Source organism: Megasphaera lornae (genome assembly GCF_000214495.1).
GTDB classification, from domain to species: Bacteria; Bacillota; Negativicutes; order Veillonellales; family Megasphaeraceae; genus Megasphaera; species Megasphaera lornae.
In genome coordinates this window covers 1-22,834 of sequence record NZ_AFIJ01000007.1, presented here as the reverse complement: position 1 = coordinate 22,834, position 22,834 = coordinate 1, and the positions used below count along the sequence as shown (strand labels likewise).

At 44.2% G+C, this 22,834-nt stretch carries 22 protein-coding genes and 1 pseudogene; 17 read left to right on the top strand and 6 right to left on the bottom strand.

The genetic code is table 11. The features are described 5' to 3' along the window. Positions 1-73: 73 nt before the first annotated feature. Together HMPREF1039_RS00820 and HMPREF1039_RS00815 are read left to right on the top strand one after the other, a co-directional pair. A complete protein-coding gene (locus HMPREF1039_RS00820) occupies positions 74-880 on the top strand; it encodes an electron transfer flavoprotein subunit beta/FixA family protein (protein WP_007390508.1) in 807 nt (268 codons plus the stop codon). A gap of 20 nt (positions 881-900) precedes the next feature. Next, entirely contained in the window at positions 901-1,917 is a 1,017-nt protein-coding gene (locus HMPREF1039_RS00815; protein ID WP_007390529.1) for an electron transfer flavoprotein subunit alpha/FixB family protein, read from the top strand. A 172-nt stretch (positions 1,918-2,089) separates the two neighbouring features. Here HMPREF1039_RS00815 and HMPREF1039_RS08470 read toward each other — a convergent pair. Beyond that, positions 2,090-3,600, bottom strand: a pseudogene (locus tag HMPREF1039_RS08470) (dihydrolipoyl dehydrogenase family protein). 228 nt (positions 3,601-3,828) lie between these two features. Here HMPREF1039_RS08470 and topA point away from each other — a divergent pair. From topA to HMPREF1039_RS00760, 10 genes are all read left to right on the top strand, one after another. Next, complete coding sequence (gene topA, locus HMPREF1039_RS00805) at positions 3,829-6,090, top strand: type I DNA topoisomerase (protein ID WP_007390460.1); 2,262 nt, start codon at positions 3,829-3,831, stop codon at positions 6,088-6,090. Then, the gene (gene trmFO / locus HMPREF1039_RS00800) at positions 6,080-7,393 is read left to right on the top strand and encodes a methylenetetrahydrofolate--tRNA-(uracil(54)-C(5))-methyltransferase (FADH(2)-oxidizing) TrmFO (protein ID WP_007390541.1); all 1,314 of its coding nucleotides are present in this window, start codon (positions 6,080-6,082) and stop codon (positions 7,391-7,393) included. The genes topA and trmFO overlap by 11 nt, the downstream gene beginning before the upstream one ends. Further along, positions 7,394-7,957 (top strand): ATP-dependent protease subunit HslV, encoded by a 564-nt coding sequence (hslV, locus tag HMPREF1039_RS00795; RefSeq protein ID WP_007390568.1) that lies wholly within the window; start codon positions 7,394-7,396, stop codon positions 7,955-7,957. Beyond that, the gene (gene hslU, locus HMPREF1039_RS00790; RefSeq protein WP_007390556.1) at positions 7,957-9,330 is read left to right on the top strand and encodes an ATP-dependent protease ATPase subunit HslU; all 1,374 of its coding nucleotides are present in this window, start codon (positions 7,957-7,959) and stop codon (positions 9,328-9,330) included. The genes hslV and hslU overlap by 1 nt, the downstream gene beginning before the upstream one ends. Positions 9,331-9,339: 9 nt before the next feature. After that, on the top strand, positions 9,340-10,560 hold the full coding sequence (locus tag HMPREF1039_RS00785; protein ID WP_007390582.1) for a class I SAM-dependent rRNA methyltransferase: 1,221 nt from the start codon (positions 9,340-9,342) through the stop codon (positions 10,558-10,560). Between the two features lie 123 nt (positions 10,561-10,683). Beyond that, positions 10,684-12,192: a threonine synthase gene (gene thrC / locus HMPREF1039_RS00780; protein ID WP_007390482.1), complete on the top strand. Its 1,509-nt coding sequence runs from the start codon at positions 10,684-10,686 to the stop codon at positions 12,190-12,192. A 13-nt stretch (positions 12,193-12,205) separates the two neighbouring features. Then, positions 12,206-13,069 carry a DMT family transporter gene (locus tag HMPREF1039_RS00775; protein ID WP_235720013.1) on the top strand — a complete coding sequence of 288 codons (864 nt, stop codon included), beginning with the start codon at positions 12,206-12,208 and terminating at the stop codon, positions 13,067-13,069. A gap of 7 nt (positions 13,070-13,076) precedes the next feature. Then, a complete protein-coding gene (locus HMPREF1039_RS00770; RefSeq protein ID WP_007390536.1) occupies positions 13,077-13,781 on the top strand; it encodes a TVP38/TMEM64 family protein in 705 nt (234 codons plus the stop codon). Positions 13,782-13,793: 12 nt separating this feature from the next. Continuing rightward, a complete protein-coding gene (locus HMPREF1039_RS00765) occupies positions 13,794-14,243 on the top strand; it encodes a C-GCAxxG-C-C family (seleno)protein (protein ID WP_007390517.1) in 450 nt (149 codons plus the stop codon). A 32-nt stretch (positions 14,244-14,275) separates the two neighbouring features. Next, positions 14,276-14,974: a hypothetical protein gene (locus tag HMPREF1039_RS00760; RefSeq protein WP_007390476.1), complete on the top strand. Its 699-nt coding sequence runs from the start codon at positions 14,276-14,278 to the stop codon at positions 14,972-14,974. A 73-nt stretch (positions 14,975-15,047) separates the two neighbouring features. On the opposite strand, the gene HMPREF1039_RS00755 is transcribed toward HMPREF1039_RS00760, so the two are convergent. The 5 genes from HMPREF1039_RS00755 to HMPREF1039_RS00735 all read right to left on the bottom strand — a co-directional run bounded on the left by HMPREF1039_RS00755 (position 15,048) and on the right by HMPREF1039_RS00735 (position 19,235). Further along, positions 15,048-16,292 carry an aminopeptidase gene (locus tag HMPREF1039_RS00755; RefSeq protein ID WP_007390558.1) on the bottom strand — a complete coding sequence of 415 codons (1,245 nt, stop codon included), beginning with the start codon at positions 16,290-16,292 and terminating at the stop codon, positions 15,048-15,050. Positions 16,293-16,314: 22 nt separating this feature from the next. Beyond that, the gene (locus tag HMPREF1039_RS00750) at positions 16,315-17,658 is read right to left on the bottom strand and encodes an MATE family efflux transporter (protein WP_007390498.1); all 1,344 of its coding nucleotides are present in this window, start codon (positions 17,656-17,658) and stop codon (positions 16,315-16,317) included. 70 nt (positions 17,659-17,728) lie between these two features. Then, the gene (gene rpsT, locus HMPREF1039_RS00745; RefSeq protein ID WP_007390523.1) at positions 17,729-17,995 is read right to left on the bottom strand and encodes a 30S ribosomal protein S20; all 267 of its coding nucleotides are present in this window, start codon (positions 17,993-17,995) and stop codon (positions 17,729-17,731) included. A 101-nt stretch (positions 17,996-18,096) separates the two neighbouring features. Further along, positions 18,097-18,666 carry a chromate transporter gene (locus HMPREF1039_RS00740; protein WP_007390483.1) on the bottom strand — a complete coding sequence of 190 codons (570 nt, stop codon included), beginning with the start codon at positions 18,664-18,666 and terminating at the stop codon, positions 18,097-18,099. An 8-nt stretch (positions 18,667-18,674) separates the two neighbouring features. Beyond that, positions 18,675-19,235: a chromate transporter gene (locus HMPREF1039_RS00735; RefSeq protein ID WP_007390575.1), complete on the bottom strand. Its 561-nt coding sequence runs from the start codon at positions 19,233-19,235 to the stop codon at positions 18,675-18,677. A gap of 141 nt (positions 19,236-19,376) precedes the next feature. Between HMPREF1039_RS00735 and HMPREF1039_RS08090 the strand changes: the two genes are divergently transcribed. From HMPREF1039_RS08090 to HMPREF1039_RS00715, 5 genes are all read left to right on the top strand, one after another. Next, a complete protein-coding gene (locus HMPREF1039_RS08090) occupies positions 19,377-19,544 on the top strand; it encodes a hypothetical protein (protein ID WP_009369983.1) in 168 nt (55 codons plus the stop codon). Positions 19,545-19,754: 210 nt separating this feature from the next. Then, a complete protein-coding gene (locus HMPREF1039_RS00730) occupies positions 19,755-20,312 on the top strand; it encodes a shikimate kinase (protein WP_007390465.1) in 558 nt (185 codons plus the stop codon). After that, positions 20,309-21,271 carry an ATP-dependent 6-phosphofructokinase gene (locus HMPREF1039_RS00725; protein ID WP_007390518.1) on the top strand — a complete coding sequence of 321 codons (963 nt, stop codon included), beginning with the start codon at positions 20,309-20,311 and terminating at the stop codon, positions 21,269-21,271. The genes HMPREF1039_RS00730 and HMPREF1039_RS00725 overlap by 4 nt, the downstream gene beginning before the upstream one ends. A 154-nt stretch (positions 21,272-21,425) precedes the next feature. After that, positions 21,426-22,094, top strand: coding sequence for an amino acid ABC transporter permease (locus tag HMPREF1039_RS00720; protein ID WP_007390571.1), 669 nt, complete (start codon positions 21,426-21,428; stop codon positions 22,092-22,094). Beyond that, the gene (locus HMPREF1039_RS00715; protein ID WP_007390521.1) at positions 22,081-22,800 is read left to right on the top strand and encodes an amino acid ABC transporter ATP-binding protein; all 720 of its coding nucleotides are present in this window, start codon (positions 22,081-22,083) and stop codon (positions 22,798-22,800) included. The genes HMPREF1039_RS00720 and HMPREF1039_RS00715 overlap by 14 nt, the downstream gene beginning before the upstream one ends. Positions 22,801-22,834: the final 34 nt, after the last annotated feature.

The window sequence follows — 22,834 nt, the reverse complement described above, 5'->3', positions numbered from 1 at the left end:
TGTCTTCTTCGGGCATGATTTTGGGATAAAATCATGCCCGTTGAAATAAAGATATTTTAGGAGGAAAACGTAAATGGAAATATTGGTGTGTGTGAAACAAGTTCCGGATACTGCGGAAGTTAAGATTGATCCGGAAAAGCATACGGTCATTCGTGCCGGTGTACCGAACATTTTCAATCCCTTTGACCAAAATGCTTTGGAAGCGGCATTGCAACTGAAAGAAGCACAGGATGACGTACATATTACGTTGTTGTCCATGGGACCGGAACAAGCGAAAGATGTACTTCGTGAAGGATTGGCCATGGGTGCCGATGATGCGGTATTGGTATCGGATCGTAAATTGGGCGGTTCCGATACGTTAGCTACGGGCTATGCCATTGCTACCGCTATCAGAAAATTGGCCGCAGATAAAGGCATTGAAATGTTCGATATGATTTTATGCGGCAAACAGGCTATTGACGGCGATACGGCACAGGTCGGCCCGCAAGTAGCCAGTGAATTGGGGATTCCTCAGATCACGGGCGCTGCCAAATTGACGGTTGCGGACGGAAAAGCACGTGTAGAACAGCAAAACGAAGAAGGGTATATTGTTACGGAAGCGGCTTTCCCCGTTTTAATTACGGCGACTAAAGACTTAAATGAACCTCGTTTCCCGACCATTCGCGGTACGATGAAGGCAAAACGTCGTGAAATTCCGACGTTGAGTGCGGCCGACATCGGTGTGGACGAAACTCGTATCGGCTTGAGCGGTTCTCCGACAAAGGTTCATAAAATTTTCACTCCGCCTCAGAGAACACAGGGCGAAATCTTCAAAGAAGAAGAAGCGCAGGCAAATGTGGATAAACTGATGGAAAAATTAATTGCACGGAAAGTTATTTAAACTGAGGAGGTATAGTGAAGATGGATTTAGCAGAATACAAAGGCGTGTATGTAATAGCTGAACAATTTGAAGGCAAATTACGTAACGTTTCCTTCGAACTGTTGGGACAAGGAAAAAAATTGGCGGAAACCCTCGGAGAAGAAGTGGGTGCTGTATTAATCGGCCATAATGTAAAACCGTTGGCACAGGAACTTTTGAATTATGGTGCACAAAAAGTATATGTGTATGATGACGCTGCTTTGGAAAATTATAATACTACGGCGTATACAAAAGTTATTGAAGATTTTACAGCAAAACATAAACCGAATGTATTTTTAATCGGCGCTACGAATATCGGCCGTGATCTCGGTCCTCGTATTGCCAATGAATTAAAAACCGGTTTAACCGCGGATTGCACGGAATTGGGTGTGGATGACGATAAGAAAACCATCATTTGGACGCGTCCGGCATTGGGCGGCAATATTATGGCGGAAATTATTTGCCCGAATAATCGTCCGCAAATGGGGACTGTTCGCCCGAATGTATTTAAAAAACCGGAACCGACAGAAGGTGCTGCCGGTGATGTGATTGATGAAAAAGCCGATTTGACGGAAAAAGATTTCTTAACGAAATTTATTGAACTGATTAAAGTCGGCGGCGACGGAATTAAAGTGGAAGAAGCGGATGTTGTTGTATCCGGCGGTCGCGGCATGAAAGAAGAAGATTTCAAAGAAGGCGGTTGCTTAGTGGAATTAGCTAATATATTAGGCGGCGCCGTAGCAGCTTCTCGTGCTGTTACCGACCAAGGTTGGATCAATCCGTTGTTCCAAATTGGTCAGACGGGTAAAACTGTCAGCCCGAAACTTTATATTGCAGCAGGTATTTCCGGCGCTATTCAGCATTTAGCAGGTATTCTCGGATCGGATTGCATTGTCGCTATTAATAAAGATGAAGACGCTCCGATCTTTAATGTATGCGATTTCGGTATCGTAGGAGATGCTCATGAAGTATTGCCGTTGATTATCGAAGCTGTTAAAAAGCATAAAGGTATTGCTTAAGCGTTTTTCTCCTAAAAGAAGTCTGTCTTTTGACAGGCTTCTTTTTTTGTTGTAGGGTGTTCGAACATAGAAAGGGCGAAGACAGCATGAAAACAGGACGATTTTTCCATAATATAAAGGAAAATCGTCCTGTTTTCAATTCTTATATGATGGCGATTATGCTAATGTGCCGCTATTTTTTTTCATAATAGTAACGCGTCCACATTGTTAATTCCGATAAAGCCGGATGAGGGGTCATGGTTTCACTCAGCGTATACACGGAAAGCGGCGGGAGGGTACGTGTTAAGGGGAGCTTTCGCAATCGTGCGGCCGTTGGGGATGCAATTTCCGCTTCTCTTATTTGGATGGTTTGCGTGCCGCAGTAGAAGAGATTGCAAAACGGTTGTAACAGAATGGATGCTTCGGGACCGACAATGTGTACGCCGAGAATTTTTTTGCTGTCTTTATCCAATACGAGTTTGACAAACCCGTCATTTCTTGCACCTTCTTCAAATCCCAAGGCATATCCTTTGGCCGTCGCCGAATAGTGATTTATGGCGGTTTCTACGGTAAAGCCGGCTTTTTTTGCGCCTGCTTCCGTCCATCCGATATGCGCTGTTTCCGGATAGGTATAGGTGACCGCCGGAACCGCATCATAGCGAACCCAGCGCCAATTTTCCGGAGGTTGATGACTAAACAGATTATGCGCTAAGGTTTCCGCTTCATAATTGGCTTTATGACGAAAGGGCGCTTGTCCGTTACAGTCACCTAAAGCCCATATTCCCGGCACATTTGTTTCTAAAAATTCATTTGTACGAATATACCCGCGCGCATCCGTAGCCAAGCCGGCACGTTCGGTGTGCAGTATATCCGACAAAGGTTTGATGCCGGGAGCGACCAGAATTTCTTCCGCGTGCACTTCTATTTTTTTCCGTTTGTGCGATCGCTGCAGGTAAGAATTTTTTCTCCGTTTTCTGTACGTACGGAAAGTGTATCCTGATTGAGATGAACTTGAATACGGTAATCTTCAAATTGTTGTAACATATAGGCGGATACACTTTCATCTTCCTTAGGTAATAACCTGATATTGTGCTGGACAAGAGTTACATGAGTGCCGAAGGCATTGAAGACATGGGCGAATTCACAACCGATAGGCCCGCCGCCGATAATGATGAGACTCTTGTAAGGTTCGGGAGGATAAGCCGCACCGAAAAAGGTTTCGGAAGTAATATAGCCGCTTTCTTGCAGTCCGGCTACGGAGGGGACATGCGTGCGTCCGCCGGTAGCGATAATAATCGCGGTTCCGGTTATTTCTTCCGTGTGATTGTTTGCATCGGTTATGCGTACGGTTTTTTTATCTACAAACGAAGCCGTTCCGGCATAGACTGTTACGTTTTTAAATTGTTCATAATAAGTACGAATACTGTCATTTTCATTAACTTTATGCCACATACGACGGCTGACGGCAGCCCAATCCGCATGCACGCTCTCTACGTGAATACCTAAATGGGCGGCTTCACGGATTTCACGAATACGATTGGCGGCGGTCACTAAAATTTTGGTAGGAATACAACCGCGATTTAAACAGGTGCCGCCAAATTTTCCCCGTTCAATAATCGCCACGGACTTGTGGTCGGCAATGGCCGCATCGGCAACAATATTGGCGGCGCCTGTGCCGATGATAATAACATCATAATTTTTCATCATAGTTCTCCTTGTATAAATACTACGTACACGATATATTCAGTATACGTGTCTTTTTTCATTTTGACAAGAATGATTCTTCTTTAACAGTCGGCACTAAGGAAGGCGGTACAGGAATTTTTTCCGTTCGCACAGAGACAGTTGCTAGTGTTGATATTATAGTGTATTATTAGAAATTAGATTGGTAGGCATTTTGGGTGGAATGAGGAGAAAATATGGAGGGCGAATATGCTGAAGTTCCCGATAAAACGAACCATTATTATTGATGATACAAAAAAGAAGGGGCGCAAGAAAAAAGACGGTGAAAAAACCGTTATTCACGGTACGGTTAATGTGCGTCCCAAACCGAAATTGGAAAAGCCTGCTGTACCCCCGAAGAATGCAAAAAATCTGGTTATTGTCGAATCACCGGCTAAAGCTAAGACGATTGAACGTTTTTTGGGAGCAGATTATAAAGTATTGGCCAGTCGCGGTCATTTACGGGATTTACCGCGAAATCAATTAGGCGTGAAGATTGAGGACGGATTTACACCTACATATACGAATATGTGGGATAAACGAAAATTGATAGAGGAATTGCAAAAAGAATATGTAAAATCTAAAAATGTATTTCTTGCGACTGACCCGGATAGGGAAGGAGAAGCGATTTCATGGCATTTAGCCCATTTATTGGAAATGGATCCGAAATCACCTTGTCGCATTATGTTTCATGAAATTACTAAAAAAGCGGTATTAGCGGCGATTGCCCGTCCGGCTTCCATTGATTTACCGAAAGTGGATGCGCAGCAGGCGCGGCGTGTACTGGATAGAATTGTAGGCTATAAATTGAGTCCGTTGCTATGGAAAAAAGTTTGCAAAGGGCTTAGTGCCGGTCGCGTACAATCGGTGGCGGTACGGCTTATTTGTGAACGGGAAGAAGAAATAAAGGCGTTTGTTCCGGAAGAGTATTGGACGATTGCCGGTACCTATCAAACCGATGACGGTATTACGTTACATACGGAATTATTTAAAATTAACGGTAAAAAAGCGGAGATTAAGAACGAAACACAGGTACAACAAATTCTGGCCGATTTGCGTTGGGAACAACGAGGAGACTTGCCGCATGATCCGGATCGTATTCAGAAAACGGAAAAACGGCGTCGTCGACGTCAGCCGCAGCCGCCGTTCACTACGTCCACATTGGAACAAGAAGGGGTAGGCAAGTTGAATTTCGGCGCGAAAAAAACGATGATGTTGGCGCAACAGCTGTATGAAGGCTTGGAAATGGGAGAACACGGTCATGTGGGTCTGATTACGTATATGCGTACCGATTCTATTCGCATTAATGAGGATATGATTCGGGCGGCACGCGCTTATATTGAAAAAGAGTACGGTGCCGCCTATGTGCCGAAACAAGCGCGAATATACAAATCAAAGCAATCCAGTCAAGATGCCCATGAAGCGATTCGACCGACGTCATTGGAATATACGCCGGCAATAGTGGCGCCGTTTTTAACACGAGACCAATTACGGTTATATACTTTAATTTGGAATCGGTTTTTAGCCAGTCAAATGGAAGCTGTTGAAACGGAACATATGGCTATTTTGTTAGGTTGCGGCAAGTATGAATTGCGGGCGGCCGGATATAAGGTGATATTTAAAGGCTTTACTGAATTGTATGAGGATAATCAAAAGGATAAATCCGAAGAATTGCCGGAGCCGTTGCCGCAAACGGTGGTGCATAATAAAAAATTGGAACCGACGCAGCATTTTACGCAACCGCCGGCACGGTATACCGAAGCCAGTCTGATTAAAACGTTGGAAGAAAAGGGCATCGGGCGCCCCAGTACGTATGCGCCTATTATGGATACTATACAGAAACGAAATTATGTAGAAAAGAAAGATAAGCAATTTATTCCCACTGAATTAGGCGGGATTATTGTGGATTTATTAAAAAAATATTTTGCGCAAATTATTAATGTCGGTTTTACGGCGCATATGGAAGAAGAATTGGATCGGATTGAGCAGGGAAAAGATTCATACGAAAATGTATTGCAAGGATTTTATAATGTTTTTCAACCGGAAATGGAAGAGGCGGAAGAGGCCATGGAAAAAGTGACCATTGCCGGGCAGGAGTCGGGACAAATATGTGAGCTTTGCGGGTCTCCTATGGTGTTTAAATTCGGTCGCTTCGGCAAGTTTTTGGCATGCTCCCATTTTCCGGAGTGCCGAAATACGAAAGCGATTGTCGATGATTTGGGAATTCCTTGCCCGAAATGCGGTCAAGGTTCGTTAATTCGTCGAAAATCAAAACGAGGACGCGTGTTTTATGGGTGCAGTAAGTATCCGGAATGTGAATTTATGCTTTGGAATGAGCCGGTCAATAAACGCTGTGCACGTTGCGGTGAGATTATGGTGATCAAGCATTATAAAAAGGGACCGGATAAACTGTTTTGCAGTAATGATACATGTGAAAATCATAAAAAGGGTGAAGTTGTAAATGAAACGTAAGGTAACGGTCATCGGCGCCGGACTGGCCGGCGCGGAAGCGGCCTGGCAGCTTTGTCGGCGCGGCGTACCGGTGGAATTGGCGGAAATGCGGCCGTATAAACAATCGCCGGCACATCATACGGATTTATTTGCCGAATTGGTGTGCAGTAATTCGTTGCGTGCGGCGAATATTGAAAATGCTGTAGGCTTATTAAAAGAAGAAATGCGGCAGCTGCACTCGTTAATTATGGAAGCCGCCGATGCGACACGTGTTCCCGCCGGCGGAGCGTTGGCTGTGGATCGCATTTCATTCAGCAAGTATATCACGGAAAAATTACAAGCGGAGCCGTTAGTTACGATACGGACGGAAGAAAGGACTCAAGTGCCGCCGGAGGGGCTTTGTATTATTGCCACGGGACCGTTGACCGGCGGCGACCTGGCAGCGTATATTCAAGCGCTTACGGGACAGGATTATTTTCATTTTCATGATGCGGCCGCACCGATTGTTACGGTCGAATCGCTGGATATGACCAAAGTATATCGCGCGGCACGATACGGCAAAGGCGGTGCCGATTATTTAAACTGTCCCTTTACGCAAGCGGAATATGAACGATTTTGGCAAGCCTTAACGACTGCCGAATGTGCGGCATTACATGATTTTGAAAAAAATGACGGAGTTTTTGAGGGGTGTATGCCTATTGAAATAATGGCGCAACGGGGTGTGGATACGATGCGGTTCGGCCCTATGAAACCGGTCGGTTTGGCACGCCCGGACACGGGGGAAGTTCCGTATGCCGTCGTGCAATTACGACAAGATAACGGCAGTGCCACATTATATAATATTGTCGGTTTTCAAACGCATTTAAAATTTTCCGAGCAGAAACGCGTATTTTCCATGATTCCCGGTTTGGAAGAGGCGGAATTTGTACGCTATGGGGTCATGCACCGCAATTCGTACATTAATTCTCCGGAACTGTTGTTGCCGACGCTGCAATATAAAAAAGAACCGCGGCTTTTCTTTGCCGGCCAATTAACCGGCGTGGAAGGATATTTGGAATCGGCGGCGACGGGATTATTGGCAGGAATTAATGCGGCGCATTGCGCAGCGGGAAATGCGTGTATTACGTTTTCCCGACAAACGGCAATAGGGGGGTTGAGCCAATATATTTCCACCGGACCGAATCCTCATTTTCAACCGATGAATATTAATTTCGGCATTATGGCCTCGTTAGACGTTCGCAAGCGAATGAAGAAGAAAGAAAAAAATGCCTTGCTGGCGACCCGGGCGTTGGCGGAAGTGGAACGAATGAAGGAGAAGATATAAATGAATGAATATATGGCTACCGATTTTCATGCAACTACCATTGTTGCGGTACAACGAAACGGACAGACGGCAATTGCCGGCGATGGACAGGTTACGTTGGGAAATGCCGTAATTATGAAAGCGACGGCGCGAAAAGTGCGTCGTTTATATAATGGAAAAATTATTAGCGGATTTGCCGGTTCAGTAGCAGATGCGTTTGCGTTATTCGATCGGTTTGAAGGCAAATTAAACGAACATAACGGCAATTTAGTGCGAAGTGCTGTGGAATTGGCGAAAGATTGGCGTTCCGACAAAATTTTACATAAATTGGAGGCCTTATTATTAGTGGCGGATGCGGAACGAATTTTACTTATTTCCGGAAACGGGGAAGTTATTGAACCGGATGACGGCTTGACGGCCATCGGTTCCGGCGGCAATTATGCGTTGGCGGCCGGACGGGCGCTATTGCAAAACACGGATTTATCGGCACAAGATATTGCTTTAAAAGCATTGCATATAGCGGCCGACATTTGTGTCTATACGAATCATAATGTTATTGTAGAAGAAATTAAAAAAGAGGGATAATGATGGGAACTGCAGAATTAACACCGAAAGAAATTGTCAGGGAATTAAATAAATATATTGTCGGGCAAGCGGAAGCCAAAAAATCCGTAGCGATTGCGTTGCGCAATCGGTGGCGTCGGAAACACTTGCCGGCGGACATGCAAGATGAGATTATTCCGAAAAATATTTTACTTATCGGGCCTACCGGGGTGGGAAAAACTGAAATTGCCCGGCGGCTGGCCAAATTGGTGGGAGCTCCTTTTATAAAAGTCGAGGCGACAAAATATACGGAAGTCGGCTATGTGGGACGGGATGTGGAACAGATTATTCGCGATTTAGTTACCAATGCCGTTCGCATGGTGCAAGAACAAGAAAGTCGGCGTTTTCAACAACAAGCGGAAGAGGCGGCTAATAAACGTATTTTACAAATCTTCTGGCCCAAAAAAGAACATGCTGCCGACGATGACCATAAGGAAAGTACGAGTTGTACGGATTCCGTCGTTTCTGTCGGTTCCGATAAGCGGCAGGCGATGCTGGAAAAAATCAGCAGTCATCAGTGGGATGAAAAAGAAATTGAAGTGAAAGTAAGTCCGCAGGAACGTCCTGTTCAAGGCGTGTTGATGGGAAGTTCAAATGAAGAACTGACTAACAATTTTCAAGAAATGTTGGGAAGTATTATGCCGAAACGAAAAAAACGTAAGAAAATGACCGTAGCGAAAGCGCGGGATATTTTCCGGCAGGAAGAGTTGGAAAAGTGTCTGGATATGGATGTGGTGATTGAAAAAGCTATTACCGCCACTGAACAGGCAGGGATTGTATTTATTGACGAATTTGACAAAATTGCGGAAAAAAGTCGCAGCGGCGGTTCTCCCGATGTTTCGCGTGAAGGGGTACAGCGCGATATTTTACCGATTGTGGAAGGCGCTACGGTAAATACGAAATACGGGGCGGTGAAAACGGATCATATTCTTTTTATTGCCGCCGGCGCTTTTCATGTATCCAAGCCGAGTGATTTGATTCCCGAATTACAAGGACGTTTTCCGATTCGTGTAGAATTACAATCGTTGACGGCGGAAGATTTTAAACGTATTTTGACAGAACCGAATCAATCCTTGGTAAAACAATACAAAGCTTTGTTGCAAACGGACGGCGTGGACTTGGATTTTACGGCGGAAGGCATTGAAGCATTGGCGGAATATGCCTATCGCGTGAATTTAGAAACGGAAAATATCGGTGCGCGGCGTTTGCATACTATGTTGGAAAAAATTTTAGAAGATATTGCTTTTGCCGCACCGGATATTACGGAAAAGACAATTCCCGTTACGAAAGAGTTTGTGGACGAAAAACTGGGAACGGTTGTAGATAATACGGATTTGAGTCACTATATTTTATAAAGGAGCGGTATGGAAAAATTTGCGGCAGTATATGTTAATCGAAAAGGGGAATTGGCAGCGAAAACAGGACATCCGTGGGTATACGGCGCAGAAGTTACAAAGGTGGAGGGCGACTACCGAACGGGTGATCTGGTTCATGTGTATTCCGCTAAAAAGCGTTATTTAGGTACGGGCTTTGCCAATGACATCTCAAAAATTCGGGTGCGTTTGTTGTCACATAACGCTAATGACCGTTTTGACGAAGCATTTTGGCAACGTCGCGTACAATATGCCGTGTCGTATAGACAAACCGTTATGGGTGATGATTTGCGGTGTTGTCGTTTGATTTTCGGCGATGCGGATGAAATGCCGGGATTAACGGTAGATTTATATGGGGACGTATTGGTATGTCAAACGTTATGTTACGGGATGGAACAACGAAAAGACATTATTTTTCGCGCCCTTGTCCGGAGTTTGGCCGCCATGGGGATTGTCGTGCGCGGGATTTTTGAACGAAACGATGTAAAAGTACGAGAATTGGATGGATTGGTACAGACAAAAGGTTGGTATACAGCCGATTTTTTACCGACGCCCGGCAGTACTTTGACGGAAATTACGGAAAACGGCATTACGTATACTGTAGATGTGGAAAATGGTCAAAAAACGGGATTTTTTTTAGATCAAAAATATAATCGTCGCGCAGTGGCCGGATTGGCTGCGGGAAAACATGTATTGGATTGTTTTACGCATACCGGTGCGTTTGCATTAAATGCCGCCAAAGGCGGTGCCGCTGCCGTTACGGCGATAGATGTATCGGCGGAAGCGGTAGCGATGGCCGAAGAAAACAGCAGGCGCAACGGTTTGGCATCGGTAGTAACGGTACAACAAGCGAATGTGTTCGAGTTACTGACCCAATTAGCGGCAGCAAAATGTAACAAGTATGATTTTATTATTTTGGATCCGCCGGCGTTTACGAAATCGGGAAAAACTGTCGGACGGGCCGTACGCGGCTATAAAGAAATTAATATGAAGGCCATGCGGGTGTTGCCGCGTGGCGGGTATTTAGCGACTTGCTCGTGCTCTCATTTTATGACGAATGAATTGTTTTGTCGCATGTTACGGGAAGCGGCCAAAGATGCGGGCGTACAGTTGCGGCAAATTGAAGAACGGCAGCAGGCGCCGGATCATCCGATTCTTTGGAATGTACCGGAAACGAATTATTTAAAATTTTATCTTTTTCAAGTTATTTAATACGAAAGGACGCCGCAGCGGACAGCGGCGTCCTTTATGTATGTCGGAGTACGATAGTTGAAGTGCGGTAAATATGGTATAATACAGTATAGATATCGGATATTATAGGGGGAGGAATCTCTTATGCAGTATAAAAGTACGCGTTCACAGGAGACAGTAAGGACCGCGGAGGCATTATTACGCGGGTTGGCGGCGGATGGAGGCCTATATGTACCGGAGGTGTTTCCGGAAAATGTATTGCAAGATTGGGATGAACCGGGATTATCTTATCAGGACGTAGCGCTTCATGTGTTGTCTTATTTTTTTTCCGATCTTACCGGCCCTGTTTTACAAGAAGCGGTACAAAAAGCATATGGAGAAAATCGCTTCGATCATGCGGATATTGTACCTTTTTATTCACCGGAGGCAAAGGTTACGATCAGCGAATTGTTTCACGGCGCAACCTTGGCGTTTAAAGATTTGGCATTATCCATTTTCCCGTATTTATTGTCGGCGGCAAAACAGACATCGGCATCGACGGAGGATATATTGATTTTAACCGCCACCAGCGGCGATACGGGGAAAGCGGCTTTAGAAGCGTTTAAAGATGTAGAAGGCGTAGATATTCTCGTGTTTTATCCGGCCGGAAAAGTCAGTCCTTTGCAAGAGTTGCAAATGCAAACGCAAACGGGAAAGAATGTCAAGGTAGTGGGATTGGTCGGAAATTTTGATCAAGCGCAGACCTTTGTGAAAGAAGTTTTTACGGATCCAGGTATACGGGAGAAAGTAAACCGGCAAGGGTATATTTTTTCCAGTGCCAATTCTATCAATATCGGGCGGTTATTGCCGCAGATTGCATACTATGTATGGACATATCGGCAGTTGGTGGAACGAGGCTGTATAGAACGCGGCGAGTCCTTTAATGTGGTGGTTCCGTCAGGAAATTTCGGAAATATTTTAGCCGCATTTTTAGCTCAAAAAATGGGAATTCCCATAGGAAAATTCGTCTGTGCCTCTAATCGGAATCATGTATTGACGGATTTTTTAATGACCGGTACATACGACAGGAACCGAGCTTTTTATACAACGAACAGTCCTTCTATGGATATTTTGACAGCCGGTAATTTGGAACGGTTTTTATATTATTTGTCGGACGGCGATCGGCAGGCGGTCAGCCGTTGGCAGACACAATTGACGGAGCAAAATAAATTTACGTTGCCCAACGCGTTGCTGGAAAAAATGCAGCGTAATTGGTTGGCAGGGTATCTAGATGATAAGGAAACCGAATATTGGCTTCGTTATGTCTATCATACGTACGGATATGTATGTGATCCGCATACGGCGGTTGCTTATGGGGTTTATGAAAAAGTTCGTCGTCAATTGGGAGAGGCGCATACGGTGATTATGGCAACGGCACATCCTTACAAATTTCCTTTTACCGTAGGGCGGGCGTTGCATCTGGACGAACAGGAAGATCCTTTTGCCATGGCGTTACAAATACAGGCGAACACCGGTATTTCCGTGCCGCCGGCATTGGGCGAATTGGTCACACGACCGCGCCGTTTTAAGGAAACAGTAACACCGGCAGAGTTAACACAAACCGTGTTGGATTTTGCCGTAATGCAACGGAATCGAAGTGACAAGAATGAATAAAGGCGTTATTTGTATGATTTTTTCGGCTCTTTCTTTCAGTGTACAAAATATGATTGTCAAAGAACTGTCGTATACTATGGGAACCGGGGAAATTGCGTTTTTTCGCGGACTGTTCAGTTCTATCATTATTTTAGCGCTGATGAAAGCGCAAGGTATTCATTTTTCTAAAGAAGATAGAGGGACACTGTTATTTCGCGGTGTCATGGGCGGTTCAGGAATGATTTGTTTGTTTATCGCCTTAGGCGGTATGCCTTTGGCGGATGTATCTATTTTGTCGCAATTATCCGCTTTTTTTGTAATGATTTTTGCGGCTGTATTTTTAAAAGAAGTGATGCCCCGTAATAGTGTATTGCCGCTTATTATTATTGTGGTAGGGGCTTGTTTGGTAGTACGTCCATGGAATTTTTCTTCTTTTAATGTCTATTCCGTATTTGTTCTTATACAAGCAATTTGTGCGGCGGCGGCGTATACTACGATCAGTAAATTGACCGGCTCGGGTAAACATCATCAATATGAAATTGTTTTTTATTTCTTAGTGTGTGCGTGCCTGTCGGGGATTATTCTTATGGGCGGTCATTTTCAAATGCCTGATGAATGGGAATGGTTCCTGTACATTATGTTGGGAATTATTACGGTTATTGCACAGATTTTGATGACCGATGCGTATGCGTATGCCAATCCGGTGATTGTCAGTTTTGTGGCGTATATTGCCGTATTTTTCAATGCATTTTGGGGCTTTGTCGTGTTCAATGAAATGATGACTTTCATGACCGTTGCCGGCGGCTTATGTATCATCGGCGGCTCTATGTATTTGACAAAATTAAAACATGATCGGTTGGCACATGCGGAAGAATTGACGAAACATAAAGAAAGTTGAGTGATATATGATTTTTAAACCGGATATTACGGAATCACAGATGAAACTCTTACTGCTCAGCGCCTTGGTATCTCTGGGGGTTATGGTGCGGCTTCTGATGCCCGGGTTTTATACGCACGTCTGGCAGTTCGCTTATACGGGCGATATAGAGGGGACGGTTTCTTATTTGCGTTCGTTCGGGATGCGGGCAGCGGTACTAAGTGCCGGCATCACTGTTTTTGTTACCATGACAGGTATTTTGCCGTCTATTTTTATTTCCGCAGCCAACGGCATTGTGTTTGGCCTCGTAGGGGGGATCCTCCTTTCGTGGGTATCCGAAACGATCGGGGTCATTATAAGTTTTTGGTTGATGAGAACCTTTTTGCGGCGGCAAGCGCAAATTCTTATTCACAAAAGTCGCATGTTAACTAAGTTAGAGCAATACAGTACGTTCCGTGCGATGTTGGCGGCACGTATTGTACCGTATTCGCCGAACGGATTGGTGACGGCTTTGGGGGCGGTAAGTCAATTGTCGTACAAAGATTACATGCTGGCCTGTTTAGTGGGAAAATTTCCTTCTGTAGCCTTGGAAGTGGTCGTAGGGCATGATGTCTTGTCCGGTGAAGAACATGTCATGCGGTTGCTGGTTTCGGCATTGGTTATTGTAAGTGTCTATGTTTTTTTAGGACAGCGACGTAAAAAACAATGTGCTATAAATGAAGTGGAAGAGTGAAAGGAGTTTTCTATGAAAAAAGAGTATGAATTGGCAAGAAAATACCATTTAGAAGGCAATAATTGCGTCGAATCTATTGTAAAAACTTGTAATGACAGCTTATCTTTACATTTGCCGGAGGCGGCTATTCGTATGGTATCCGGTATGGGGGGCGGGTTAGGTCGATCCGGCTGTGTATGCGGGGCGCTTTCCGGGGCTTGTCTCATTTTGGGGGCCTTAGCGGGCCGAGTTGATCCGTCGGAAAAGCCTTTACCGGAGGTATATCAATATACCGGTGAATTTCATGATCGGTTTAAAAAACATTTCGGCGCCACTTGTTGCAGGTGCTTGAATCGGCTGCAATTCGGCACGCCTGAATATCGTAAATATTGCATTAATATTACGGCTACCGCCGCCGATATGCTTTCCGATTTTATTGCGGAAAAAGGGTTGGATACACAGGGGCACCGTAAAGAGCGGTAAGCAATGAAAATGCTATACGTTAAGAGCGGGGAATGGGGGGACAAAACGGTATGGGCATTTTACATAAATCACGAGAAGAGTCATTAATCGCGTTATCGCGGCTGATGAATGCCGGTGTACGGGCACAAGTGGAATTGGACAATCAAAGCATTTTATTGTATCGGTTGGGCAGACGGTCCGATAAACTGTTGGTACAATATGAAGGTCGGGATTTTCGGCTGTGCGGTAATTTTATTGCACGTAAAGAAATAGACCCTTTATATGCCGGTGATTTGGATACGGTTATGGCGTTATTAAAAAAAGATAAAATGCCCGGTATACCGGTAAAAAATATTTTTATTAATATATTATATGTTTATCAGCGGGCAGCCGGTGCATATATACCGGCGAATTCGGAGATTTTTGTACTGCGCGAAGTAAATCGTCGGCAGTATGAATTTATGAGTTTAGACGGCAGGTTGGTCGGAGAAGGCGTAAATGTATGGCAGTCACAATGTCAGCGATTGCAGGAAGAATGGGAACGATGGGGAGCAATGGATACGCCCCCGGCGGTTAAAGTGGAAGCGGACGGTAAAGCGACCGCGTTGACCGAGGTGTTGCCCTTATTGGCATCTAAACAAGCGGTACACATATCGCCCTCTCTGTATGTGCCGTGGCATATTGCCGAAAGTCGGTACGGCTTGCATTCGTTGGAAGAAATGAACGGTCCGGCGCCTTGTGAGATGTTGTAAGGAATAAAAAAATAAACAAAAATCCCTCCCGGCAAGTAGTCCGCCGGGAGGGATTTTTGCTGTGTTATGTGATTTAGGATTGCGGGTCCGAAGCGCTCCAATCACCATTTGTAAATATGGGAATTTCTTTATTGTCGGCTGTGCGTCCGGTGATTTGCAAATCTTCAGAACCGATCATGAAATCAACATGAATGACAGAATCATTAATATGCGCCTGTTGTAATTCTTCTTTGGTCATGGCGGAACCGTTTTGAATACAAGTAGGATAAGCGGCACCCAGCGCTAAATGACAAGAGGCGTTTTCATCCAACAGGGTTTCATAAAACAGCGTATGACTCAGGGAAATGGGAGAATGATACGGTACTAACGCAACTTCACCAAGGCGGCAAGCATTTTCATCCATTTGTAAGATAGTTTGTAAGAGTTCATTGCCGATTTCGGCATCGGCGGCGACTACTTTGCCGGCTTGAAAGGTAAGCGAAAACTGATCAATAATATTTCCGTTGTATACTAAGGGTTTCGTATTATATACCGTACCGTTTACTTGATCTGCACGCGGTGCCGTATACACTTCTTCGGTCGGAATATTGGCATTAAAAAAATGACCATATGCAGTTTCTTCTTGGCCTCCTTGCCAAATATGGTGCTCGGGTAACCCGATTTGTAAATCGGTACCGCGGGCATTTTTATAATGTAGCGATACAAAATGATGCGCTGTCAGCCAACGGCGTCTTCTTTCTAATTGTAATAAATGTCTGTCCCAATCCGCCAAAGGATTTTCGCCGTTTGCACGGGCTGCCGATAAGATTTTTTGCCATAATAACTCTATCGCTTTTGTACCGGCAGCGGGAAATAGTAATTGCGCCCATTCTTTTCCGGGAACTGCGGCAATCAGCCAAGGAACCTGAGAAGCCATCATGCCGCTGATATATTCTTGTAACGCGCTATGACGGGCATGTTGCCATGCTGTTATTTTTTCGGACGATATGCCTTGCAGAAGGGAAAGATTGGCAGAAATTAAGTTTATAAAAGCCGCTTTTTTATGATAATAATGTAAATAAAAATCTCGCTTCCACGACGGAAATTCTGTAAAACGGGATACTTCTTCCTGTTCATAACGCAAACGGGTAAGCGGATCACAGCGCCAATCCATAATGACTTGAGAGGCTCCGGCTTTATAGGCTTCTGCCGCGATAATAGCTACAAATTCATGCGCTTCTACAGGCGCGCTGAGTACTAATAGTTGCTTATTTTGTAAATTAATTCCTTTTTGTAATAATACCTGTGCATAAGCACGTAAAACTTGTTGTGCGGGCATGAAAACACCTCTTTCGTATAAATTATGTATGGTCGGGATAGGCCGTATAGTGCCAAAGACGGAAATTAAGTGCAGCCGCATTTAAGCTCAGACTGATAACGGAGCTGAGCCAATAGCCGTACGCGCCCAGAGAGGTATAATGCGCGATGACATATCCCATAGGAATACTGATTAGCCAGTAGGTTACAAAAGCAATATAAGTAATAAACGTTACATCCTTATAGCCGCGTAAGATTCCCTGTACCGGTGTGCCGGCAGCGTCGGCAATCGTAAATAGCACGGCAAAAAAAAGAAAATGCGTAATGGCTTGTAACGTAATAGGATCTTGCGTGAATAAGCGCCCGATGGGCGTCATAAAAGTATGCGTCAAAAAGGCGATAATAACCGAAGTTCCCAGGGCGGTCATTTGGCAAAGGCGGGCATATTGACGAGCTCCTTCATAATTTTTCGCACCTACTTCATAGCCGATGACGATGGTCGCTGTCAGACTGACACTCCACGGGAAGGTATATAAAAATGTGGAATAACTGATTGCCGCTTGATTGGCCGCTAAGTAAACGGTTCCGAACTCCGCCATCAGTAAGCCTACAGCACTGAAAAGACCGGCTTCACAAAATACTGCAATAAAAATGGGAATACCTATTTTTAATTCTTGTTGACAATAGTGGCGACAAAAGGGGCGAAATTTAGTCCAAAGTTGATAGGAACGAAACGGTTCCAGATAATGAAGAAGAACTGCAAAAATCAAAAAGGAGATCCAGGCGCCGATCGTAATGGCATATCCTGTTCCGATGCCTCCCATCGCCGGAATCGGACCGGCACCGAAAATTAAAAGACGAAATAGCAGCAATGTAACTCCTAAATTCAGTAATAGAATTGCCATAGAAACTCGCGTCATACCATGGGCATCTACAATATACCGTAAGGTAGCTTGTAAAAAAATCGGTAAAATACCGAACGCGAGCGCCAATAAGTAATGTTTTGCAATATAATACACAGTCGGTTCCAAACCCATGAGTCGTAATACGGGCGTAAGACAAAAATAGCCGATGAAGAGAAGCAATACTGTAAAAAATATGGCTATGTACATACTGTGTATAATGTATTGCGGAATGTCGGCCGTTTTTTTGGCGCCGCGTAATTGGGCGATGATGGGAGAAACCCCGAAAAATAATCCGCTTATACCGGCGAAAAGGGGATACCAAATATTTACAGCTACGGCTACCCCGGCTAAATCCAAGGTCCCGGCTTGTCCGCTGAAAATACTGCTGAAGGTACTCGTTCCGACTTGCGCCGCTTGTGTAAGTAAAAGGGGAAAAAATAGAGTGAAAAAATGTTTGAATTGAAAAGCATGTGGCAAGTACATACACGCTCCTTACTTTATTATATATAAACGAAAACAAGCCCCGTCAGCGGCGGGGCTTATCAGCATTCAATTATTTTGCCATAGCGTTGACTTTAGCAGCCAAGCGGGATTTTTTACGAGCAGCCGTGTTTTTGTGAAGTACACCTTTCTGTGCGGCACTGTCAATGACACTGCCGGCTTTATTGAAGGCAACTTTTACAGCTTCAATATCTCCTGCCGTAATAGCTTCTTCCGTACGACGAATAGCTGTATGAACAGAAGATTTTACTTGGGAATTTGCTGCATGACGAGCTGCATCTTTTTCCATGGTTTTAATATTGGATTTAATTTGCGGCAATTGGTTCACCTCCCTAGACTATAAGAACACTAGAAAAAATTTTATCATAATACAAGATAAAATGCAACACTTACAGAAGGAAAAAGAATACGCGGCATTTCTTATGAAAATAAGGCGGGGACCCCGGTCAGTAACCCTAGTAACCCTGATAACAATAAAACGATAATAATGTTCATTTTTTTGCGCAGGCCTATCCAGGAGAGACAGAGAATACATAGATGTCCCATATGAGGCATAGAAAGATGTGTCGGCAGCGAGTCGCTTTGCCATAGGGTAAGGCAAAAAAAACTCAACCCCGCAAGTAAGATGAGGGCAATAACGGCCGGTCGCAACCCGTTCAGTATGCCGCGAATAGGGTCAAAGGCGCCATATTTTTGTAACAAACGGGCCAACAGTATGCCCAACAGGAGGGAAGGGCTGACAAACCCTAAGGTAGCGGCAAGCGCTCCTCCGAGTCCGGAGATTTTAGTACCGACAAAGGTCGCCGCATTGATGCCGATAGGACCGGGGGTCATTTGTGAAATCGTGAATATATCGACAAATTGACGTAAGGTTAACCAATGGTGCTGATAGACGACTACTTCCTGAATAAACGGCATGGCTGCATAGCCGCCGCCTACACAACATAGACCGATGCGGAAAAATTCTCCATATAAAATAAGATAGAGCATAGTTCCTCCTAATTATATTTAGGATCACGTAATAAAAAGAGGCCGACTAAGGCATCAATTCCCAATAAAGCCATAATGGGTACATGAAAAAATAAATTGGCAATACACGTGACGATAATAATAAGTAACGGCAACAGAAATTTTTTTTCCCATTGTGCATAAAATAAATTCCAAGCGACGTTGCCGATAATTGCGGTAGCGCCGCATTGCATGCCTCGAAGAATCAGGTCTATATAGGGATTCGTTACAATGTAAGAGTAGCAGTAAGAAATTAAAGTTAAGGTAATCAAACAAGGCAACACGGTTCCGCATAAGGCTGTAGCGGCGCCGGCAATGCCGGCCATACGATAACCGAGAAGAATGGTTGAATTTGCCGCTATGACACCGGGCATAGTTTGGGCAATCGCCACCATATCCAAGGCTTCTTTTTCTGAAATCCAGCCATATTCATCTACATATTTGGCTTTTAATAGCGGTACAATAACAAAGCCTCCGCCTACGGTAAAGGCACTAATACCGAATGTGGATGTAAAAAGTTGCCAATAAAATTTAAGGGAACGTTTTTTCATAGTATCACCTGCTATTACTATAGAATATACATATTATAGCATTTTTTTACTTGTCGGTAAAAGTCATATTATCGACAACTGCGGCGCTTTTGTGTATGATACGGTAGAGGGGGTGAGGAGCGGAGATAACTCTGCACAGGTATGGGAAGAACGTTCATTTTGGCATGCGCGGTTTTTTGTTGGGGAAAAACATGGATTTCGTATACTCCCCCGATTTTTCATGCGGCCATATTTTTCACCGTTGTGTTTATTATCAGTTCTTCGGTTGCCTATTATCATAATTGGCAACGCATGAAGAAAAAACGATAAGACGATCACATAAAAAGCGGTCCCGTTGCGAACAGGTCGGTACATTTCGGCCGTACGGGGCCGCTTTTTTGTGGGTAATAGGGAATTATATTACTATTATAGATAAAAAATAAAAGAGAAGAGTTTTTTTGTATACATCGTCTGTTTTTTTGTTATAATAAAATTTAGAAAATTTCTGATGGCAGTAGTAAAGAAAGGAGGCTCGATACAATGAAACGAAATATTGTGCTTGTCGGCATGATGGGAAGCGGAAAAAGTCACATCGGTCGAAAATTGGCACAACGGTTGGATTGGCAGTTTGTGGATACTGATCGGCGAATAGAGCGTGTGGAAGAGAAGTCTCTTGCGGATTTTTATTTTTCAGCCGGTGAAAAAGCGTTTCGAGAGCGGGAAATAAATATTTTGCAACAAGTGAGTCGGTATCATGAGGCGGTTATTTCGTTCGGAGGAAATTTTCCTATGAGCGTAGAAACGTATCGTATTTTGCATCGATACGGCTTTATTGCCGCGTTGCTTACCGAGCCTTTTCGGGTAGAAGAACGGGTAAGTCGGCATATCGGCAAACGGCCTACGGTTGATTATGATAATTTACATGATTTTGTTCGAAAGATGTTAAAAGAATGGGAAACGATATACCCCTATTGTGATTGTGTCATTGATACAACCGGCGGGGGCGCCATTCAAATTGTGGATAATATTATAAAAACCGTTCGTAAAAAAAATATTATTTTTGCACAACGGAGTAAAAGGGAAGTGAGACAAGGATGACGAAAAAAATTGCAATTCTCACCAGTGGCGGCGATGCGCCGGGAATGAATGCCGTGATTCGCGGGGTTACACGGTATGCCTTGGCGAAACAGTGGCAAGTATATGGTATAGTACGTGGGTATGAAGGTCTTTTACATCAGGAAATGATACCGTTGGGGCGTCGCGATGTAGGAGAAATCATTCATCGCGGCGGTACCATGTTGCGTACGGCGCGCTGTGCCGCATTTTATCAGGAAGAAAAACGAAGAGAAGCGGCCGCTTTTTTACAAAATCAAGGAATTGAGGCGTTGGTAGTTATCGGCGGCGACGGTTCAATGCGGGGCGCACAGGGACTCAGTGCTTACGGAATCGTTACGATGGTTATTCCCGGTACCATTGATAATGATATGGCGGGCACGCAATATACGATCGGCTTCGATACGGCGGTGAATACCGTTTTATCTTCTGTTAATAAAATTCGCGATACGGCATTTTCTCATGAGCGCGTAGCCGTTATTGAAGTAATGGGTCGGTCTGCCGGATTTATTGCTTTGGAAGCGGGGATGGCGGCAGGTGCGGAAGTGGTTTTAGTTCCTGAATATGCGGTGAATTTAGAAGATGTATGCACGCAATTATCCCGCTCTCATGAACAGAAAAAAATGAGCAGCATTGTTATTGTTGCCGAAGGGGCGTCGACGGGGAATGAAGTGGCCGCTTATATAAAAGCGCACACCTCATTAGAAACGAATTTAACGGTACTGGGCTATGTACAACGAGGCGGTTCTCCTTCGGCGTATGATGCGGTTATGGCCGGGCGATTTGCCCAATGTGCGGTAGACAGTTTGGCGGCACACAAAAAAAATTGTGTCATCGGGCTTTGGGAACAGCAGGTTGTAGCTACTCCCTATGAAGAGGCCCAAGCTTTTCGTTATCCTTTGGATCATAATTTGTATACGTTGGTTCATATTTTAGGTCGTTAAAATTGGCCGGAGAAAATGATGGAAAAGGCGAGAAATATCGTTTCTCGACCTTTTTTCTTTTTATGAGTTGACAACGCATAATAATACAACTATAATGTTAGTTACGTAAACAAATACGTTGTTTACAGTGTGGGAATAGAGGAGTGTAAACATAATGTCATCATTTGATTTCGGACTTATTTGGGATTCTTTACCCCTATTAATAGCCGGGGCCGGTGTAACTATTGAAATTACGGCCATTTCTGTAGGACTCGGTTTTATTTTGGGGTTGGTAGTGAGTGTGTGCCGTCTTTCAGGGTGGAAAATTTTAAAAGCCGTTGCCGTATGCTACGTTAATATATTGCGCGGAACGCCGTTGTTAGTACAAATTTTTCTTATTTATTTTGCCTTGCCCATGTTAATCGGACAACGTATCAATCCTTTTCTTGCCGCCGTTGCGGCATGCTCCATCAATAGCGGCGCGTATGTATCGGAAATTTTCCGTGCCGGTATTCAGGCTGTTGATCGGGGACAAATGGAAGCGGGCCGTTCCTTGGGATTATCGTGGATGCAAACCATGTGGTATATTATTTTACCGCAAGCCTTTCGCAAAGTTATACCTCCATTAGGGAATGAATTTATTTCCATGACGAAAGAAACGTCTCTGGTTTCTGTCATCGGGTTTGAAGAATTGACCCGGCGCGGGCAATTGATTATCGCTAAAACATACGGTTCGTTTGAAATTTGGTTGACCGTTGCCGCCATATATTTAGTGATGACGCTGAGCATTGCACAGTTGGTCAGCTATTTGGAACGGAGGTTTGCAACAGATGATAGAAATTAAAGGACTTGCAAAAAAATTCGGTCGTCATGAAGTACTGAAAAATATTAATTTAACGATTCATGATAAAGAAGTCGTTGTTATTATCGGTCCGTCCGGTTCCGGAAAAAGTACTATTTTACGTTGTATTAATCATTTGGAAGAACCGACGGCCGGCACGATCGCAGTGGACGGAATGATTGCCGGTGATGTTAAAAGTATTAATAAAATGCGTATGGAAGTCGGTATGGTATTTCAGCGGTTTAATTTATTTCCCCATATGACCGTATTGCGTAATATTACATTGGCGCCTATGAAAATTCGGCGAGAAAGCAAAAGTGAAGCGGAAACATTTGCTCTGCAGCTGTTGGAGAAAGTGGGCTTAGTAGATAAAAAAGACGCCTATCCTGAAACCCTTTCCGGGGGACAACAACAACGCGTGGCTATTGCCAGAGCGTTAGCTATGAAACCTAAATTTATGCTTTTTGATGAACCGACATCGGCCTTGGATCCGGAAATGGTACGGGAAGTGTTGGATGTTATTAAAAAATTGGCAAAAGAAGGAATGTCCATGGCCATCGTTACGCATGAAATGGGATTTGCCAGAGAAGTCGCGGATCGGGTGTTATTTATTGACGAGGGAGTTATTTGTGAAGAAGGTACGCCGGAAGCTATTTTTTCTCATCCGCAGGAAGAACGAACAAAATCCTTTTTATCAAAAATTTTATAGCCTGTTTTATGGAAATATGAAAAAACTATCTTGT

Coding starts and splice junctions, on each gene's coding strand:
- HMPREF1039_RS00820 (WP_007390508.1), top strand. CDS start 74: ATGGAAATATTGGTGTGTGTGAAACAAGTTCCGGATACTGCGGAAGTT.
- HMPREF1039_RS00815 (WP_007390529.1), top strand. CDS start 901: ATGGATTTAGCAGAATACAAAGGCGTGTATGTAATAGCTGAACAATTT.
- topA (WP_007390460.1), top strand. CDS start 3,829: ATGCTGAAGTTCCCGATAAAACGAACCATTATTATTGATGATACAAAA.
- trmFO (WP_007390541.1), top strand. CDS start 6,080: ATGAAACGTAAGGTAACGGTCATCGGCGCCGGACTGGCCGGCGCGGAA.
- hslV (WP_007390568.1), top strand. CDS start 7,394: ATGAATGAATATATGGCTACCGATTTTCATGCAACTACCATTGTTGCG.
- hslU (WP_007390556.1), top strand. CDS start 7,957: ATGATGGGAACTGCAGAATTAACACCGAAAGAAATTGTCAGGGAATTA.
- HMPREF1039_RS00785 (WP_007390582.1), top strand. CDS start 9,340: ATGGAAAAATTTGCGGCAGTATATGTTAATCGAAAAGGGGAATTGGCA.
- thrC (WP_007390482.1), top strand. CDS start 10,684: ATGCAGTATAAAAGTACGCGTTCACAGGAGACAGTAAGGACCGCGGAG.
- HMPREF1039_RS00775 (WP_235720013.1), top strand. CDS start 12,206: ATGATTTTTTCGGCTCTTTCTTTCAGTGTACAAAATATGATTGTCAAA.
- HMPREF1039_RS00770 (WP_007390536.1), top strand. CDS start 13,077: ATGATTTTTAAACCGGATATTACGGAATCACAGATGAAACTCTTACTG.
- HMPREF1039_RS00765 (WP_007390517.1), top strand. CDS start 13,794: ATGAAAAAAGAGTATGAATTGGCAAGAAAATACCATTTAGAAGGCAAT.
- HMPREF1039_RS00760 (WP_007390476.1), top strand. CDS start 14,276: ATGGGGGGACAAAACGGTATGGGCATTTTACATAAATCACGAGAAGAG.
- HMPREF1039_RS00755 (WP_007390558.1), bottom strand. CDS start 16,292: ATGCCCGCACAACAAGTTTTACGTGCTTATGCACAGGTATTATTACAA.
- HMPREF1039_RS00750 (WP_007390498.1), bottom strand. CDS start 17,658: ATGTACTTGCCACATGCTTTTCAATTCAAACATTTTTTCACTCTATTT.
- HMPREF1039_RS00740 (WP_007390483.1), bottom strand. CDS start 18,666: ATGCTCTATCTTATTTTATATGGAGAATTTTTCCGCATCGGTCTATGT.
- HMPREF1039_RS00735 (WP_007390575.1), bottom strand. CDS start 19,235: ATGAAAAAACGTTCCCTTAAATTTTATTGGCAACTTTTTACATCCACA.
- HMPREF1039_RS08090 (WP_009369983.1), top strand. CDS start 19,377: ATGGGAAGAACGTTCATTTTGGCATGCGCGGTTTTTTGTTGGGGAAAA.
- HMPREF1039_RS00730 (WP_007390465.1), top strand. CDS start 19,755: ATGAAACGAAATATTGTGCTTGTCGGCATGATGGGAAGCGGAAAAAGT.
- HMPREF1039_RS00725 (WP_007390518.1), top strand. CDS start 20,309: ATGACGAAAAAAATTGCAATTCTCACCAGTGGCGGCGATGCGCCGGGA.
- HMPREF1039_RS00720 (WP_007390571.1), top strand. CDS start 21,426: ATGTCATCATTTGATTTCGGACTTATTTGGGATTCTTTACCCCTATTA.
- HMPREF1039_RS00715 (WP_007390521.1), top strand. CDS start 22,081: ATGATAGAAATTAAAGGACTTGCAAAAAAATTCGGTCGTCATGAAGTA.